Below are 17,118 nucleotides of genomic sequence, written 5' to 3'. Positions count from 1 at the left end.
CGCTTCCGGTCGACGGTCTGCTGACGCCGCCAGCACAGTGTCACCGTCCGCGCACCAGATCCGTCGAATCCGGCAAATTCCGGACATCCGACGGGTCCACCCGCTACCCTTCCCCCGGCCGGAGCGCCCCAGGTGCGGCCGGTACGAACCAGCCGCACCCAGGGCGGGCTCACAGGCCCCGCAGCAGCATCCCCGGGCGCTCCACACAGTCCGCGACGAACCGCAGGAACCCGCCCGCGGTGCCCCCGTCGCAGACCCGGTGGTCGAAGGTGAACGACAGCTGGGTGACCTGACGGACCGCCAACTGGCCTTCGTGCACCCAGGGTTTGGGCGTGATCCGGCCCACCCCGAGCATCGCCGCCTCCGGGTGGTTGAGGATCGGCGTGGAGCCGTCCACCCCGAACACGCCGTAGTTGTTCAGCGTGAACGTCCCGCCGGTCAGCTCGGCCGGGCCCAGCGACCCGTCCCGGGCCGCCTCGGTGAGCCGGGCGAGTTCGACCGACAGCCGTTCGGTGCCCAGCAGTTGGGCGTCCCGCACCACCGGCACCACCAGCCCGCGCTGCCCCTGCGCGGCGAAGCCCAGGTGGACGGCGCGGTGCCGGCGGACGGCCTCGCCCTCGACGCTGGAGTTGAGCTCCGGGAAGCGTTCCAGACCGGCCAGGCAGATCCGCGCCAGCAGCGCCAGCACGCTCACCTTCGGGCCCGGCACCTGGTTCAACTGGCTTCGCAGTGCCATCAGTTCGGTCGCGTCGGCGTCCACCCAGCAGGTCGCCGCCGGGATCTCCCGGTGGCTGCGGGTCAGCTTCTCGGCGACGGTGCGGCGCAGCCCGCGCAGCGGGACCAGCTCGTCCTCGTCCGTTCCCCGTGGAACCGCCACCGTCTCGGCAACCGGCGCCGTCCCGTCGATCGCCCGCTCGACGTCCCGCCGGGTGATCAGCCCGTCCGGTCCGCTGCCGGGCACCTTCGTCAGGTCGAGCCCGTGCTCGCGGGCGATCCGGCGCACCAGCGGCGAGATCACCGCCAGCACGGCGGGAGCCGCCGCCACGGCGGGGGCCTTCGCCTCGGGGGGCGCAGCCACGGCAACCGGCGCGACCGGCAGCGCGGGCGCCTCGACGGCGCCGCCGCCCGGCGCGACCCGGCGGCGGCCGGCCCGGCGGGTCTCGGCCACCCCGTAGCCCACCAGCGGGCGCTCCGCCTCGGGCGCGGGCTCCTCGTCCTCGGGCACGTGCCCGGGGGCGACGGCCACCGTGACCAGCGGCGCGCCTACCGGCACCTCCTGCCCGACCTCTCCGAACCGGGCGGTGACCACCCCGCCGTACGGGCAGGGCACCTCGACCACCGCCTTGGCGGTCTCCACCTCCACCACCGGCTGGTCGACGGCGATCACCTCGCCGACCTCGACCATCCAGCGCACCACCTCGGCCCCGGTGAGTCCCTCACCGAGGTCGGGCAGCGTGAACTCGCGGACCACCGGCATCGCCATCACTCCTCCCATTGGAGCCGGGCGACGGCGTCCAGGATCCGGTCCACCCCGGGCAGGTGGTGGTGCTCCAGCATCGGCGGAGGGTACGGGATGTCGAACCCAGTGACCCGCAGCACCGGCGCCGCCAGGTGGTGGAAGCACTTCTCGGTCAGCCGGGCGGCGATCTCCGCCCCGGCCCCGCCGAAGCCGCTCGCCTCGTGCACCACCACGGCCCGGCCGAGCGAACGCACCACCTCGCAGGCGGTGGCCTCGTCGAACGGCACCAGCGAGCGCAGGTCCAGCACCGCGAGGTCCCAGCCCTCGGCCTTCGCCGCCTCGGCGGCCTCCAGGCAGACCGGCAGCGACGGACCGTAGGTGACCAGCACAGCAGAGGTCCCGGGCCGGCGCAGCACGGCCTTGCCGATCGGCTCCACGCCGGCCGCCGGGTCCCACTCGGCCTTGCCCCAGTACAGCCGCTTGGGCTCCAGGAACACCACGGGGTCGTCGGAGGCGATCGCCTCCCGCAGCAGCCCGTACGCGTCGGCGACGGTGGCGGGAGTGACCACGTGCAGGCCGGGGGTGTGCGCGTAGTACGCCTCGGAGGCGTCGCTGTGGTGCTCGACGCCGCCGATTCCGCCGCCGTACGGGATGCGGACGGTGATCGGCAGCGGCAGCTTTCCGGCGGTGCGGTTGCGCATCTTGGCGACGTGCGAGACCAGTTGCTCCATCGCGGGGTACGCGAAGGCGTCGAACTGCATCTCCACCACGGGGCGCAGCCCGTACATGGCCATGCCGACGGCGGTACCGAGGATGCCGGCCTCGGCCAGCGGGGTGTCCAGGCAGCGGTCGGCGCCGAATTCGGCGGTCAGGCCGTCGGTGATCCGGAAGACGCCGCCGAGGGCGCCGACGTCCTCGCCGAGCACGTGCACCGACGCGTCGGCGCGCATCGCGTCGCGCAGTGCGGTGTTCAGGGCCTGCGCCATGGTGCCGGTGCGCAGTCCGGACTGTTCGCGGGTGGCAGTGGTCATCGGGTGTGCACCTCGGCCTCCGCGGCCAGCTCGGCGGCCAGTTGCGCGGCCTGTTCGCGCAGCTGCTGGGTGGGTTCGGCGTAGACGTGCGCGAACAGGGACATCGGGTCGAGGTCGGGGTCGGTATGGAACTCGGCGCGCATCCGGGCGGCCATCGCCTCGGACTCCTCGCCGGCCTCGGTGACCAGTTCCTCGTCCAGCAGGCCGCGCTCGCGCAGGGCGTCCTCCAGCATCCGGATCGGGTCGTGCGCCTGCCAGGCGGTGACCTCCTCGGACTGCCGGTAGCGGGTGGCGTCGTCGGCGTTGGTGTGCGCCTCGACGCGGTAGGTGAGCGCCTCGACCAGGGTCGGGCCGCCGCCGCTGCGGGCCCGGTCGACGGCCTCGGTGAGCACCTGGTGGACGGCGGCGGCGTCGTTGCCGTCCACCAGCCGGCCGGGCATGCCGTAGCCGACGGCCTTGTGGGCGAGGGTCGGCGCGGCGGACTGCCTGGTCAGCGGGACGGAGATGGCGTAGCCGTTGTTCTGCACCAGGAACACCACGGGGGCGTGCAGCACGGCGGCGAAGTTCAGGCCCTCGTGGAAGTCGCCCTCGCTGGTGCCGCCGTCGCCGAGCATGGCCAGCGCCACGGTGTCGTCGCCGGCCAGCCGGGCGGCGTGCGCGAGGCCGACCGCGTGCGGGACCTGGGTGGCCAGCGGGGTGCACAGCGGGGCGGTGCGGGTGGCGCGCGGGTCGTAGCCGGTGTGCGCGCTGCCGCGCAGCAGGGTGAGCGCCTGCAGCGGGTCGACGCCGCGGGCGACCACGGCGAGGGTGTCGCGGTAGGAGGGGAACAGCCAGTCGTCCTCGCGCAGGGCGAGCGCGGCGGCTATCTGGCAGGCCTCCTGGCCGGTGGACGCCGGGTAGACGGCGAGCCGGCCCTGCTTGGTGAGGGTGGTGGCCTGCTGGTTGTAGCGGCGGCCGGCGACCAGCCGGCGGTACAGCTCGCGCAGCAGGGCCGGGTCGGCCTTGTCGGCGGCGGGGGTGCCGAGAACGCGCAGCGGTTCGTCGTCGGGCAGCAGCGGGGCGGGGTCGGTGCGGGGCGCGGTGGCGCCGGGCAGCCAGCCGGGCACGACGCCCGGGTCGGCCTGATCCCTGTGGTCCAGAACGGTCATGTGGGGCACCTCCGGGGTGGTGGGGGCTCCCTACCGATTGTTCGGTCGTCTGTTCATCTTGACCATATCCCCGTCAAGACGGTGGACAGTCGGCCGAAAGGGCGGTCTGCTGGGGCCAGCACGTCCAATCGCGAGGGGTGGGGGGCCATGTCGGCTGAACAGGTGTCCAGACTCGACCGTGTCGACCGGTCGATCCTGCGGCTGCTGCGGCAGGACGGTCGCGCCTCGATCCGCTCGGTCGCCGAGCGGGTGCACGTGTCCCGGGCGAACGCCTATGCCCGGATCTCCAGGATGGTCGAGGACGGCGTGATTCGCGGCTTCACCGCCCGGGTCGACCACGAGCGGGCCGGGCAGACCGCGTCCGCGTACGTCACCCTGCGGATCGTCCAGAACTCCTGGCGCACCGTGCGCGAGCAGCTGCTGCAGCTGCCCGGGGTCGCGCACATCGCGCTGGTCGGCGGTGACTACGACGTGCTGATGCTGGTGCACACCGCCGACAACCGGGAGCTGCGCGAGCTCGTGTTGGGCAGCATCCAGTCGATCCCGCAGGTGCTCAGCACCCGCACCATGCTGATCTTCGAGGAGGCCGACCACATCCCCACCGACGGGCCCTGAGGCGGCTCAGCGGGCCCGCAGCCCGTCGAAGGCGAGCTGGACGACGGCGTCCGGCAGTCCCTCCGAGTCGCGCTGGCCGGGGCGGTACCACTCCACCACCGAGTTGATCATGCCGAACAGCAGCCGGGTCGCCAGCCGGGGCTCCACATCGGCCCGCAGCTCGCCCGCCTCGACGGCCTGCTGGACCAGCTCGGCCACCCGGTGGTCGAAGTCGCGCCGCCGCTCCAGCGCCCACTGCTCGGTCACGGTGTTCCCCCGGACCCTCAACAGCAGCGTCACGTACGGCAGTTCGGCCAGCAGCACCTCGGCGGTGCGGCGCACCACGTGCTCCAGCCGGCCGGCCGGCCGCCCCTCGACCGCCCGCGGCTCCTCCAGGATGCCGAACAGCGCGTCCAGCGCCCGCCCGACGGCCAGCCGCAGCAGCTCCTCCTTGCCGCGCACGTGGTGGTAGATCGAGGACTTGGAGATCCCCGCGGCCCGGGACAGGTCCTCCATCGAGGTGCCGTCGTAACCGCGCTCGTTGAAGACCCGCACCGTGACGGCGAGCAGCGACTCGACCGTGTAGGAGGCGCGCGTGAGGTTTTCGGCCATGGCAACGAGTATCGCGCCGCGCACACCGCCCCGTCAGCCGGGGTGCGGTTCCCGGCCGTCCGATATCGGCCCAAAAGATCAGGAATAGCGGGTCAAGTCGGTCGGATTTGCCAATACGTGCCGGGTTTCCCGCGGGAATTCTCCGCATTGATTCGCAGCCGTCGCCCACGCCGCGGATCGGCGCTGGTACGGCCCCCACCAGGGGTGGTTCGACCGCGGCCCGGGCGCCGCCGATCCGGGGGCGACGCACCCGTCCGCGAGGCCCTGTGGCCAGGTCTGACGCAGCCTTACACTATCCGCACCGCCGCCCCCGGCGGCCCGAAATGGCACAGGATGGAGGCGGCCCGTGGGTGTCGTCCGGCAAGGGATGGCGGGTCGTCCACCGACCTCCGCCGAGAGCGGGATCACGACCGAGGACGAGACCCCGGTCGAGGCCGACGGCCGGGCACCGGAGGAGACGCCGGACGAACCGGCGGCCGACCCCGGGGCGGGCTACGGATTCCGCCGCACCGCGCAGCGTTTCGGGCCCGCGCTCGCCCTGTTCGGCGCGGTGAAACTCGCCGGATTCGCCGCTTTCATGTGGCTGCTGGAAACCAGCGGCCACTACCGGACCACCGACCCGCGTTTCGGCGGCGGCACCCACCCGTGGGATGTGCTCGGCACCTGGGACGGCCTCTGGTACCAGAAGGTCGCGCAGCTCGGTTACGACCCGCAGCTGATTCCGGAGCAGGGTTTCTTCACCATCAAGCAGAATTCCGCCGCGTTCTTCCCGCTGTATCCGGGCCTGATCCGGCTGGTGTCGAACACCGGTCTCGGCCTGTACGGCGCCGGCATGCTGGTGTCGATCGTCGCCTCGTTCATCGCGGCGGCCGGCATCTTCGCCGTGGTGTCGCGGCTGTACGGCCACCGGGCGGGCGTGATCGCGGCGGGCCTGTGGGCGGCGTTCCCGGGCTCCGGCGTGGAGTGGGCGGTCTACTCGGAGTCGGTGTTCGTGGCGCTGGCCGCCTGGGCCTGCTACTTCGCCGTCGACCGCAACTGGGTGAGCGCCGCGGTGGTGACGTTCATGGCGGGCCTGGCCCGGCCGAGTTCCGTCCCGCTGATCGCCGGTGTGGCGCTGGCCGCCGCGATCGCCCTGTGGAAGCGCTCCGACGGCGTGGTGGGGCCGCTCACCGCGATCGTGCTGCCACCGATCGGCTGTCTGGGCTACCTGGGCTGGGTCGGCTACCGGATGGGTCACCTGGACGGCTACATCACCCTGCAGCGCGGCGGCTGGCTGCACTTCTTCGACTGGGGCCGCTACACCCTGCGGGCCGCCACCAACGTGCTGCGCGGCGAAACCAACTACCTGTTCGCCTACCCGACCGAGGACCTGATCGCGGTCGTGGTGCTGCTCGCCCTGCCGATCCTGCTGGTGTCGCTGCTGTCCAAGCGCCCGCCGCTGGTGCTGACGGTCTACACGCTGGGCACGCTCGTGATGGTGCTCGGCAGCCAGCAGATGTTCGGCACGCTGTCCCGCTTCGTGCTGCCGATCTTCCCGCTGCTGATCCCGCTCGCGGTGGCCCTGGCCCGGGTCCGGCTGCGCAACCTGGCCACCGTGCTCGGTGTCGCCGCGCTGTCCTCCGGCTGGTTCGCCGGCTACGTCATCTTCCAGCTCGGTATTCCGTAACCGACCGAGCCGCCGCCCGTACCGGACCGCTCCGGCGCGGGCGGCGGACCCGATCCGGCGCGGGCGGCGGACCCTGCCGAGAACCTCTTGCACCGACCGATCGTTCGGTTACGCTGAGCTGTGTCCCGCCCCGCCCCCGTGAGGAGCGCACCATGGCCGCTGCGACCCCCCTGCCGGTCGCCGAACTGATCGCCCGCCACCAGGACACCCTCGACCGCGCAGTCGCCGCGGCCGGGTCCCGCGACTACTGGTCGCCGTACCCGGAGTTCCCCAAGGCGTACGGCGAGAGCGCCGCCGCCGACGGCAAGGCCGCCTTCGACGCCCTGCTGGGACGGGAGTTCGAGCTGCCGGGCCACCCCGACGGCGGCGAGCCGGTGACCGGCGAGGCGAGCCCGTACGGCATCGAAATGGGCATCGCCTACCCGCACGCCGAGCCGGACGCGCTGCTGGCCGCGCTGGAGGCCGCCCGCCCCGCCTGGGCGAAGGCCGGCCCGGCCGCCCGCGCCGCGGTCTGCCTGGAGATCCTGGCCCGGATCAACGCCCGCTCGCACGAGTTCGCGCAGGCCGTGATGCACACCACCGGCCAGGCCTACGGCATGGCCTTCCAGGCCGGCGGCCCGCACGCCCAGGACCGCGGCGTCGAGGCGGTGGCGTACGCGTACGCCGAGCAGACCCGGCTGCCGCGCTCCGCGCAGTGGACCAAGCCGCAGGGCAAGCGCGACCCGCTGGTGATGACCAAGGAGTTCACCGCCGTCCCGCGCGGCACCGCGCTGCTGATCGGCTGCAACACCTTCCCCACCTGGAACGGCTACCCGGGCCTGTTCGCCTCGCTGGCCACCGGCAACGGCGTGCTGGTCAAGCCCCACCCGCGGGCCGTGCTGCCGCTGGCGCTGACCGTGCGGATCGCCCGCGAGGTGCTCGCCGAGGCCGGCTTCGACCCCAACCTGGTCTGCCTGGCCGCCGAGCACGAGGGCTCCGCGATCGCCCAGGTGCTGGCGGTGCGCCCCGAGGTGAAGCTGATCGACTACACCGGCTCCACCGGCTTCGGCGACTGGCTGGAGAACAACGCCCGGCAGGCGCAGGTGTACACCGAGAAGGCCGGCGTGAACACCGTCGTCGTCGACTCCACCGACGACTACCGCGGCATGCTGAACAACCTGGCGTTCTCCGTCAGCCTGTACAGCGGCCAGATGTGCACCACCCCGCAGAACCTGCTGATCCCGCGCACCGGCATCCGCACCGAGGACGGCGAGCGCAGCTACGAGCAGGTGGTGACCGACCTGGCCGCCGCCGTCGACGGCCTGCTCGGCGACGACGCCCGCGCCGCCGCCATCCTCGGCGCCGTGGTCAACCCCGGGGTGCTGCAGCGCAGCGCCGCCGCGGCCGGCGGCGAACTCGGCGAACTCGCCCTGGCGCCGCGGGTGGTGGCCTCGCCGGAGTTCCCCGGCGCGACCATCCGCACGCCCGCCCTGGTGAAGGCCGACGCCGACAAGCCGGACGACCTGTCGCGCTTCCTGACCGAGTGCTTCGGCCCGATCGCGTTCGCCGTCGCCGTGGAGTCCACCGCCGCCGCCGTCGAACTGCTGCACCGCACCACGGTCGAGCACGGCGCGATGACCGCCGGCGCGTACACCACCGACCCCGAGGTCGAGACCGCCCTGATCGACGCCTGCCTGGACGCCGGCGTCTCGCTCTCGCTCAACCTCACCGGCGGCGTGTACGTCAACCAGACCGCGGCCTTCTCCGACCTGCACGGCACCGGCGCCAACCCGGCCGCCAACTCGGCGTACTGCGACGCCGCGTTCGTCGCCAACCGGTTCCGCACAGTCGAGATCCGCAAGTAACCGTCACAAGAGGCAGCGGGCCCGGAAGCCGTCCCACCACGACGGCGTCCGGGCCCGTTCGCCGTCAGGAGGTTCACAGCCCCGGACGGGACCGCGATGATGGCAGTCTGAAAGCGCGCTGAGAACCCGAAAGCCGTGGGACTCCGGTCCGTTGAGCACCGGCAGACGGGGGATGACGACGGGAGAGACGGATGTCCGAGACGGAGTTCACCGCCGATGTTGTAGTGGTCGGGGCCGGCCCGACCGGCCTGCTGCTGGCGGGCGATCTGGCCGCGGCCGGGCTGCGGGTGACCGTGGTCGACAAGCGCGCCGAGGAGTCCAACCTGACCAGGGCGTTCGCGGTGCACGCCCGGACCCTGGAGATGCTGGACGCCCGCGGCCTGGCCGACGAACTGATCGCCACCGGCCGGACGCTGCCCTCGCTGCAGGCCTTCGGCAAGGTCCGGGTGGACTTCTCGACGCTGCCCACCCGGTTCCCGTTCACCCTGGTCACCCCGCAGTCCCGGACCGAGCGGGTGCTGCGCGAGCGGGCCGTCAAGGCGGGCGCGGAGCTGCGCCGCGGCGCCGAGCTGACCGGCCTGCGGCAGGACGCGCAGGGCGTCACGCTGACCGTCCGCACCGCCGAGGGCGAGCAGCGGCTGCGTTCCCGCTACGCGGTCGGCGCGGACGGCGTGCACTCGGCGGTGCGCGACCTGCTGGGCATCCCGTTCCCCGGCGAGTCGGTGGTGCGCTCGGTGATGCTGGCCGACGTCCAGTTGGAGCACGAGCCGGAGGAGCCGCTGACGGCCGGCGCCGACGAGCGCGGCTTCGTCTTCCTGGCCTCGTACGGCGACGGCTGGCACCGGGTGATCGGCTGGGACCGCGACCACCAGGTGCCCGACTCCGAGCCGGTGGTGGTCGCCGAACTCGCCGACCTGCTGCGCGAGGTGACGGGCCGTGACCTCGGCATGTCCGAGCCCCGCTGGACCTCCCGCTTCCACAGCGACGAGCGCCAGGCCACCAGCTACCGCTCCGGCCGGGTGTTCCTGGCGGGGGACGCCGCGCACTGCCACTCCCCGGCCGGCGGCCAGGGCATGAACACCGGCCTGCAGGACGCCGCCAACCTGAGCTGGAAGCTGGTCGCCGCCGTCCGCGGCTGGGCCCCCGACGCGCTGCTCGACACCTACCAGACCGAGCGGCACCCGATCGGCCGGGCGGTGCTGCGCAGCTCCGGCGCCCTGGTGCGGCTGGCGCTCGGCCGGCACGCCTCCACCCGGGCGCTGCGCTCGGCGATCGGCGCGGCCGCCGGGGCGCTGGGCCCGCTGGCCGAGCTGGGCGCCAAGCAGATCTCCGGCATCGGCTACAGCTACCCCGCCGAGAAGGGCTCCCACCCGCTGGCCGGCCGCCGCGTCCCGGACCTGCGCCTGGCGGTGGACGTGCCCGGCGGCCCGTCCCGGCTGCACGAGGCGCTGCGCGCCGGGAAGGCCGTGCTGATCAGCAACGACGAGCTGTCGGTGGCGGATTCGTGGTCCGACCGGGTGGTCACCGCCGCGCCCGCCGACCCGCACGGCAAGCTGCGCGACACGGTGCTGCTGGTCCGTCCGGACGGCTACGCGGCCTGGGCCTGTGTCGATCCGACCCGGGGCGAGCTGCGGGCCGCGCTCAGCCACTGGCTGGGCCGCCCCTGATTCTTATTCACTGAATTCCCCGGGCGGAAGTCTGTTCATTCACAAAAGCCTTCCGCAGTTCCACAGTTGACTGTTCTTTAGTAAGCAATTGCCCAGGCATGGGCCAGTTCCTGGGAGTTCTCTGAGAGATTCTGGCGAGCGTTTTCGAAAACCGGAACGCCCCCAGACTTCCGGAGGAACCCGTGCGACCCCGCTCGCTGGCCCTTGCCGCAGCCCTGGCTGTCCTGCCCCTCACCGCCGTCTGCCTGGGCGTCGGTACCGCCCAGGCGGCGCCGACGCCCAACGCCAGCGCCCGGGTGGCGCTGCCGCAGACCGTCACGCCGGCGGTGGCGCGCTCCCACAAGCAGGGAGACGTCCCGGCCGACCGGAAGATATCCGTGGCGGTCGCGCTGAAGCTGCGCAACACCGCCGAACTCGACCGGTTCCTCTCGGCGGTGGCCACTCCCGGCACCGCCGAGTTCGGGCACTATCTGACGCCCGCACAGTTCAACGAGCGCTTCGGCCCGACCCAGGCCGACGTGGACCAGGTGCGCACGTTCCTGACCGCGCAGGGCCTGAAGGTCGACTCGGTGAGCGCGAACCGCCAGGTGGTCAACGCCACCGGTTCGGCCTCGGCGGTCGCCGCCGCGTTCGGTACCCACGAGTCGACCTACAGCGACCCGCAGCAGGGCAACCGGAGCTTCTTCGCCAACGACGCCGCCGCCTCGGTGCCGGCCTCGCTGGCCGGCGTGGTCGAGGGCGTCAGCGGCCTCAACGACCACACCGTGCGCACCTCCCGGATCGCCAAGCCCGACGCGGCCACCCCGCACGCCACCCCCAACGGCTTCGGCCCGGCCGGCTACGACGGCGCGTACCACCTGAACCAGATGGGCGCGGACGGCACCGGCAGCACCGTGGCACTCTGGGAGTTCGACGGCTACAAGTCCTCCAACCTGACCACCTACGACAGCCAGTACGGCCTGTCGGGCCCGGCGGTCAGCACCGTCTCGGTGGACGGCGCGAACTACGACGCGGCCCCCGGCGGCGGCCAGGGCGAGGTCGAGCTGGACTCGGAGATCCTCCGCGGTGTCGCCCCCAAGGCCACCCAGCTGGTCTACGAGGCGCCCAACACCGACCAGGGCGAGATCGACATGGCCGCCAAGATCGTCTCGGACAACCGGGTCTCGGTCATCTCGATCTCCTGGGGCTCCTGCGAGCCGGACACCACCGCCTCCTCGATGACGGCGGTGAACAACTCCTTCAAGCAGGCCGCCGCCCAGGGCATCTCGATCTTCTCGGCCTCCGGCGACGACGGCTCCCGGGACTGCACCCGCTCCACCTCGGGCTCCACCGTGAAGGCCGTGGACTTCCCCGCCTCCAGCCCGTACAACACCGGCGTCGGCGGCACCAACCTGAAGGTCTCCGGCACCACCTACAGCTCGGAGAGCGCCTGGAGCACCGCCGGCGGCGGCGTCTCCACCCAGTTCGCCAAGCCGACCTGGCAGACCGGCACCAACGTCACCGGCACCATGCGCACCGTGCCCGACATCTCCTCCAACGCCGACCCGGCCAGCGGCTTCGCGATCTACACCCAGGGCACCAGCAGCCCCGGCTGGCAGGTCTACGGCGGCACCTCGGCGGCCGCCCCGCTGTGGTCCGGCTACGCCGCGCTGTACAACCAGAAGGCCAAGGCCGCCGCCAAGCCCGCCCTGGGCGAGGTCAACCCGAAGCTGTACGCGGTCGCCAACAGCAGCGCGTACGGCACCGCCCTGCACGACGTCACCAGCGGCTCCAACCAGGACTTCGCCGCCAAGGCCGGCTACGACCAGGTCACCGGCTGGGGCACCCCGATCGCCGACGGCCTGACGAACGCCCTGCTCGGCACCGGCGGCACCACCCCGCCGCCCACCGGCGGCTGCACCGCCGCCCAGCTGCTCGGCAACCCCGGCTTCGAGACCGGCACCGCCACCCCGTGGACCACCTCCACGGGCGTGGTCGACAACTCCGCCTCGCAGGCCGCGCACAGCGGTTCCTGGAAGGCCTGGCTGAACGGCTACGGCGCGGCCCACACCGACACCCTCGCCCAGACGGTGGCGATCCCGGCCGGCTGCCGGGCGAGCTTCAGCTTCTGGCTGCACGTCGACACCGCCGAGACCGGCAGCAGCGCCTACGACAAGCTCACCCTGTCGGCCAACGGCACCTCGGTGGCCACATACTCCAACCTCGACAGGAACACCGGGTACGTCCAGAAGACCGTCGACCTGTCCTCCTACGCCGGACAGACCGTCACCCTGAAGTTCACCGGCGTCGAGGACGCCTCGCTGCAGACCAGCTTCGTCATCGACGACACCGCACTGAACATTTCCTGACCTCGCCTCAACAGAGTTGCCGGGGGGGCCTGTCACGGACCCTCCCGGCACCTGTGTGTCAGGAGTGTTTCGTGTTCGCTCCGCCTGCGAAATACTTGTCGTGACCACTGTCATATGTCCTGATTGATGACGTAGCCTCTCAACCCTGGCTAGGGTTCCCCCACACTCGGCGGCGCACCTCCGACGCAACGCGGAGCCGGGGCAACCCACCGAACCCGCCGGGTGGGGAAGGTGTCGCATGGGCTCACAGCAACCACAGCACGCCGGCCGGCTCCGCCTGGTCGGCCAGCGCGAACACGGCGGTGACCGGCCACCGGCCGGACCGGCCGCGCCGGCCGGCCCGTCGGCCGCCGTCCGCAGCAGCACCGCACCCGTATCCGATCCCGTACAGACCGCCGCCCCCGCACCGGCCACTGCCGCCGTACCCGCCGCAGCCCCCACCACCCCCGTGCCCGCACCCGTCGCCGCCCAGGGCGGTTTCGCCGAAGTCCTCAACGCCGCCATCGAACACAGCGGCCTCAGCCTCGACCGGATCCGCGCCGCACTGGCCAAACAGGGCGTCAGGGTCAGCGTCACCACGCTCAGTTACTGGCGTCGCGGCCGCAGCCAGCCCGAACGGGCCACCTCGCTGCGCGCCGTCCACCTGCTGGAGGAGCTCCTCGGCCTGCGCCACACCGCGCTCACCGCGCTGCTCGGCCCGCCCCGCCCGCGCGGCCGCTGGGTCGCCCAGGGCCCGGCCCCCGACGGCCTGCGGGTCGAACAGGTCTGGCCCCGCCATCCCGAGCTCGCCGAGGTGTTCGCCGAACTCGACGCCCCGCCGACCGGCCAGCTGGAGCGGCAGTCCATCCACGACGCCTACTACGTCGACGCCTCCCGCCGCGGCTACCTGCTGCGGCTGCGTCAGGTGGTCCGCGCCACCGTGGACGGCATCACCCGGCACGTCGTGGTCCACAAGGCCGACGAGGGCACCGACACCCCCGAGATCACCAACGTCCGGCACGCCCGCCTCGGCCGGGTCCGCCGCCGCCCGCTCAGCGGCCTGCTGGTCGCCGAACTCCTCCTCGACCGGCCGCTCGCCCTCGGCGACTCCACGATCCTCGAGTACGAGGTGCGGATCCCCGACTCCGGCCCCACCACCGACTACGGGCGATACTTCGCCAACCCCGTGCGCGAGTACGTCCTGCAGGTCCACTTCGACCCCGCCGCCGTCCCCGTCCAGTGCGAACGCTTCGACCGCACCCCCGGCGCCGAGACCGACCGTCACCGCGAACCCCTCTGGATCGGCGCCTCCGCCAGTGCCCACGTCCTCACCGCCGACCAGCAACCCGGCCAGGTGGGCATCCGCTGGCAATGGGAGTGACCGCCCCGGCCTGATCGGCCATCAACCGCCGGTGCCACGCCGCGCCACCGCCCCGAAGTTCACCCCGTTCCGCCCCGCCCGACCGCACATCAGGTGGTCCCTGCCGCTGCCTCCGTGAAAGGTGAGTCCCACTCACCGAGGAAAGGCAGGTCCCTCCCGTGCTGATCGAGTTCAGCGAGGTCGAGCCGGACGAGCCCCGTGCCTGCGGCGACTGCGCCACCCGCCGCCCGGCCGGGCCGCGGCACTGGTGGCGCGCGGCGGGCGGCGGTGCGGCTCGCCGCCGTCGGCAGTGTGCTGGGCGGAGCGGCGGTGGTGTCGACGGCCGCCGCCGCTCCGCCCGGCGACAGCAGCCCGCAGACCGCCGGCTCGCCGCAGGGCGAGGTCGCGGGCCTGTTCGGCGAGCCGCTGAGGGACCGCCGGTCGGCGGCGGCGCAGCCGGCCACCACCCGGGCGGAGATCATGCGGCGGGCGCAGTCCGGACACCTGGGACTTCCTGGTCACCACAAGGGCAAGGACATACCGCCCGCCCAGAACGCCCCGAACACCCCGAACACCCCGTCGCCCCTGCCCCCGCCGCCGTTCCGCTGACTCAGGCCGGCCCGGCGTGCGCCCGCACCCAGGCGTGCATGGCGATCGCCGCGGCCGCCCCGGCGTTGATGGAGCGGGTGGAGCCGAACTGGGCGATCGAGCAGACCGCCGTCGAGTGCTCCCACGCCTCGGCGGTCAGCCCGGGGCCCTCCTGGCCGAACAGCAGCACGCAGCGCTCGGGCAGCGGGTAGGTCTCCAGCGGCACCGCGCCGGGCAGGTTGTCGATGCCGATGATCGGCAGTCCCCGTTCGGCGGCGTACGCGGCCAGCGAGGCCACCGAGTCGTGGTGCCGGACGTGCTGGTAGCGGTCGGTGACCATGGCCCCGCGCCGGTTCCAGCGCCGCCGGCCGACGATGTGCACCTCGCCCGCCAGGAAGGCGTTGGCGGTGCGCACCACGGAGCCGATGTTGAAGTCGTGCTGCCAGTTCTCGACGGCGACGTGGAAGCCGTGCCGCCGGGTGTCCAGGTCGGCGACGATCGCCTCGTGCCGCCAGTACCGGTACTGGTCGGTGACGTTGCGGCGGTCGCCGGCGGCGAGCAGTTCGGGGTCGAGCCGGGGGTCGTCGGGCCACGGTTCGGGGTGCGGTCCGACGCCGATCTCCCGGTCGTCGGGGAGGTGTCCGTCGTCGTACTGCTCGCCCAGCTGGGGCACCGAGGTGTCGCTCACGCCCTCGAGGGTACGGGCTCCTCCCGGGCGGGCCTCGGGCGCGTCCGCACCGACCGCTCCAGCTCGGTGAGCGCCTGCATGACCAGCCGGGACCCGGCCCGGGTGACGTCGATCCGGTCGTCGCGGGGCAGCTGGGCCAGCAGGTAGTCCCAGGTCCGGTGGGCCTCGCGCAGCGCGGCGAAGTCGACGGCCTCGCCGAGCAGGACGGCGGCGGAGGCGATCGCGGTGGCGTCCCGCAGCTCCTCGCCGAAGGCGCCGGCGCCGGGCAGCGGCGGGGCGTCCTCGGTGGGCAGGTGGGCCTCGAGCAGGACGATGGAGCGGTCCAGCATGCCGACCGCCGTGCGGGCCCGGTCGAACTGTTTGCGGCTCAGTTCCGGCGCCCGCGCGAAGTGCCGCACCGGTTCCACCTCGGCCCGGTCCAGCGCGGACAGCATCTCGCTGCGGGCCTCCCGGACGTCCAGCAGCGCGGGCCGCACGTCCTTCTCGGCGTGCCCGCCCGCCGGGTCGCCGTACGCGGTGAACACGGCGGCCGCGTACCGCCCGGCGGCGGCCAGCCACTCGGCCAGGCGTTCCGGCAGCCGGGCGGTCTGCCAGGTCGGGAACAGCGCGTACGCGCCGAGCGCGACGGCGCCGCCGAGCAGCGTCATCGCCACCCGGTCGACGGCCAGCTGCACCGGGTGGCCGGGCTGCAGGCCGAGCAGGAACACCACGTACGAGGAGATCGCGGCCGTCAGCAGCGCGTACCCGGTGCTCAGCATCATGTAGGAGAGCCCCATCGAGATCACGGCGAGCGTGGCCAGCACCCAGTCGTTGGGGTGGAACACCTGCACCACGATGGTGGACACCAGCACGCCGGCGACGGTGCCGGCGATCCGGGCGACGCCGCGGCTGAAGGTCTGCGCGAAGTCGGGGCGCATCACCATGGCGGAGGCCATCGGCGCCCAGTAGCCGTGCTCGATGCCCAGCAGCCGGGCCGCCAGGTAGGAGGAGGTGACCACCGCGGACATCCGGAGCGCGTGGTGGAGGAGCACCGAACGCTTGTGCAGCTGCCGGCCGATGGTGGCCAGCGCGCCGGGCACCACCTCGACCAGCGAAGGGCGGCGCAGGCCGGCCCGGCCGGGGCTGGGGACGGTGGCGCGGTCCTGCCGGTCGAGGCGGTCGGCGGCCCGGCCGAGCAGTCCGGACAGCCGGCGCGCCGAGCGGCGGGCGCCGCCGCGCAGCAGGTCCTCGCCGGTGCCGGGGCGGGCCAGCGCCAGGCCGGGGGTGTCCATCGGCAGCCGCACCGGGTCGCCGGTGCGGATCGCCCGGGCCAGCGCGTCCAGCACCCCGGCGGCGGCGGCCAGCACCTCGCGGGCCCGGTCCCGCTCGGGGCCCTCCGCGGCGGCGCCCACCCGCGGGTCGGCGAGCGCGGCCAGGGTGGGCCGGATCCGTTCCGCGATGGTGCGCAGGCCGCGCAGTTCGGCCGGACGGCGGCGGGCCTGCCGGGGGGACAGCCGGGCCGCCTGCCGGGCGACCATGAACGGCTCCGGGTCGACGTGCGCGACCGGGTCCTGCCGCAGGCTCCGGGCGTAGTCGCCGAGCCCGGCGTAGATGTCGGCGAGCGCGTCGCGCTGCGCCCGCCAGCTGTCGATCGGCCACAGCGTGACCACCAGCGCCTGCACGCCGCCGCCGACCGAACAGAGCACGGCGTGGCCGAGCGCGGCGGACGCCGACACCGGCAGTTGCACCACCACCAGCATCACGGACAGCGTGTTGGCGGCGACCACGCCGGCGGTCGGGCTGACCGCCCAGGCCATGCCCGCGCCGAACGCCCACAGCGCCAGCAGCACCGGGAACGCGCCGGGGATGCCGACCGCGAGGTAGCCGAGGAAGGTCGACGCGCCCAGCCCGGCGCCCGCCACCAGGGCCAGCGAGGCGCGCGGCCGGAACGAGCGCTGGAAGGTCGCGACGCCGGCGATGAACGCGCCCATCGCGGCGGAGGCGGCGTGCGAGGGCCCGTAGATCGCCATGGTCGGGAAGATCACCAGCGCGGCGGCGACCGCGGCGCGCAGCGACCGGCGCGGGTTGGTGAGCGAGAAGTCCACGGTCAGCCCGGTCCGCGCGGTGTCGCGCAGCGCCTTGAACCAGGACATAA

Annotated in this window: 13 protein-coding genes; 7 read left to right on the top strand and 6 right to left on the bottom strand. The window is 73.4% G+C overall.

Annotated features, from left to right (window positions below; genetic code table 11):
* Positions 1–169 precede the first annotated feature (169 nt).
* The 3 genes from ACIHEI_RS08040 to pdhA are packed head-to-tail and all read right to left on the bottom strand — an operon-like array spanning position 170 to position 3,638.
* Entirely contained in the window at positions 170–1,477 is a 1,308-nt protein-coding gene (locus ACIHEI_RS08040) for a dihydrolipoamide acetyltransferase family protein (protein ID WP_387861093.1), read from the bottom strand.
* A 5-nt stretch (positions 1,478–1,482) separates the two neighbouring features.
* Positions 1,483–2,490: an alpha-ketoacid dehydrogenase subunit beta gene (locus tag ACIHEI_RS08035; protein ID WP_387640150.1), complete on the bottom strand. Its 1,008-nt coding sequence runs from the start codon at positions 2,488–2,490 to the stop codon at positions 1,483–1,485.
* Positions 2,487–3,638 (bottom strand): pyruvate dehydrogenase (acetyl-transferring) E1 component subunit alpha, encoded by a 1,152-nt coding sequence (gene pdhA, locus ACIHEI_RS08030; protein WP_396606039.1) that lies wholly within the window; start codon positions 3,636–3,638, stop codon positions 2,487–2,489. Before pdhA ends, ACIHEI_RS08035 begins: the two co-directional genes overlap by 4 nt.
* A 147-nt stretch (positions 3,639–3,785) precedes the next feature.
* On the opposite strand from pdhA, the gene ACIHEI_RS08025 reads away from it, so the two are divergent.
* Entirely contained in the window at positions 3,786–4,253 is a 468-nt protein-coding gene (locus tag ACIHEI_RS08025; protein WP_387640144.1) for an Lrp/AsnC family transcriptional regulator, read from the top strand.
* Between the two features lie 6 nt (positions 4,254–4,259).
* Here ACIHEI_RS08025 and ACIHEI_RS08020 read toward each other — a convergent pair whose 3' ends face one another.
* Positions 4,260–4,844, bottom strand: coding sequence for a TetR/AcrR family transcriptional regulator (locus tag ACIHEI_RS08020; RefSeq protein WP_387860243.1), 585 nt, complete (start codon positions 4,842–4,844; stop codon positions 4,260–4,262).
* 346 nt (positions 4,845–5,190) lie between these two features.
* Between ACIHEI_RS08020 and ACIHEI_RS08015 the strand changes: the two genes are divergently transcribed.
* The 6 genes from ACIHEI_RS08015 (at position 5,191) to ACIHEI_RS07990 (ending at position 14,317) form a co-directional block, all read left to right on the top strand.
* Positions 5,191–6,510 (top strand): hypothetical protein, encoded by a 1,320-nt coding sequence (locus ACIHEI_RS08015; protein WP_396606038.1) that lies wholly within the window; start codon positions 5,191–5,193, stop codon positions 6,508–6,510.
* Between the two features lie 152 nt (positions 6,511–6,662).
* Positions 6,663–8,354, top strand: coding sequence for a phenylacetic acid degradation protein PaaN (paaN, locus tag ACIHEI_RS08010; protein ID WP_387860247.1), 1,692 nt, complete (start codon positions 6,663–6,665; stop codon positions 8,352–8,354).
* A 191-nt stretch (positions 8,355–8,545) separates the two neighbouring features.
* On the top strand, positions 8,546–10,021 hold the full coding sequence (locus ACIHEI_RS08005) for an FAD-dependent monooxygenase (RefSeq protein ID WP_392953043.1): 1,476 nt from the start codon (positions 8,546–8,548) through the stop codon (positions 10,019–10,021).
* Between the two features lie 182 nt (positions 10,022–10,203).
* Entirely contained in the window at positions 10,204–12,369 is a 2,166-nt protein-coding gene (locus ACIHEI_RS08000; RefSeq protein ID WP_396606037.1) for a protease pro-enzyme activation domain-containing protein, read from the top strand.
* 238 nt (positions 12,370–12,607) lie between these two features.
* Positions 12,608–13,729, top strand: a complete 1,122-nt coding sequence (locus ACIHEI_RS07995; RefSeq protein WP_392953037.1) for an XRE family transcriptional regulator — start codon at positions 12,608–12,610, stop codon at positions 13,727–13,729.
* A 198-nt stretch (positions 13,730–13,927) separates the two neighbouring features.
* Entirely contained in the window at positions 13,928–14,317 is a 390-nt protein-coding gene (locus ACIHEI_RS07990; RefSeq protein WP_396606036.1) for a hypothetical protein, read from the top strand.
* Between the two features lies 1 nt (position 14,318).
* On the opposite strand, the gene ACIHEI_RS07985 is transcribed toward ACIHEI_RS07990, so the two are convergent.
* Positions 14,319–14,984, bottom strand: a complete 666-nt coding sequence (locus ACIHEI_RS07985) for a TrmH family RNA methyltransferase (protein WP_392953032.1) — start codon at positions 14,982–14,984, stop codon at positions 14,319–14,321.
* Entirely contained in the window at positions 14,981–17,116 is a 2,136-nt protein-coding gene (locus ACIHEI_RS07980; protein ID WP_396606035.1) for an FUSC family protein, read from the bottom strand. Before ACIHEI_RS07980 ends, ACIHEI_RS07985 begins: the two co-directional genes overlap by 4 nt.
* Positions 17,117–17,118 lie beyond the last annotated feature (2 nt).

Source organism: Kitasatospora sp. NPDC051984 (assembly GCF_044593455.1).
Classification (GTDB): Bacteria; Actinomycetota; Actinomycetes; order Streptomycetales; family Streptomycetaceae; genus Kitasatospora.
The sequence above is the reverse complement of the archived record's forward strand: the minus strand, read 5'-3'. Positions and strand labels throughout refer to the sequence as shown.

Coding starts and splice junctions, on each gene's coding strand:
- ACIHEI_RS07980 (WP_396606035.1), bottom strand. CDS start 17,116: ATGTCCTGGTTCAAGGCGCTGCGCGACACCGCGCGGACCGGGCTGACC.
- paaN (WP_387860247.1), top strand. CDS start 6,663: ATGGCCGCTGCGACCCCCCTGCCGGTCGCCGAACTGATCGCCCGCCAC.
- ACIHEI_RS08040 (WP_387861093.1), bottom strand. CDS start 1,477: ATGCCGGTGGTCCGCGAGTTCACGCTGCCCGACCTCGGTGAGGGACTC.
- ACIHEI_RS07995 (WP_392953037.1), top strand. CDS start 12,608: ATGGGCTCACAGCAACCACAGCACGCCGGCCGGCTCCGCCTGGTCGGC.
- ACIHEI_RS08005 (WP_392953043.1), top strand. CDS start 8,546: ATGTCCGAGACGGAGTTCACCGCCGATGTTGTAGTGGTCGGGGCCGGC.
- pdhA (WP_396606039.1), bottom strand. CDS start 3,638: ATGACCGTTCTGGACCACAGGGATCAGGCCGACCCGGGCGTCGTGCCC.
- ACIHEI_RS08020 (WP_387860243.1), bottom strand. CDS start 4,844: ATGGCCGAAAACCTCACGCGCGCCTCCTACACGGTCGAGTCGCTGCTC.
- ACIHEI_RS08025 (WP_387640144.1), top strand. CDS start 3,786: ATGTCGGCTGAACAGGTGTCCAGACTCGACCGTGTCGACCGGTCGATC.
- ACIHEI_RS08035 (WP_387640150.1), bottom strand. CDS start 2,490: ATGACCACTGCCACCCGCGAACAGTCCGGACTGCGCACCGGCACCATG.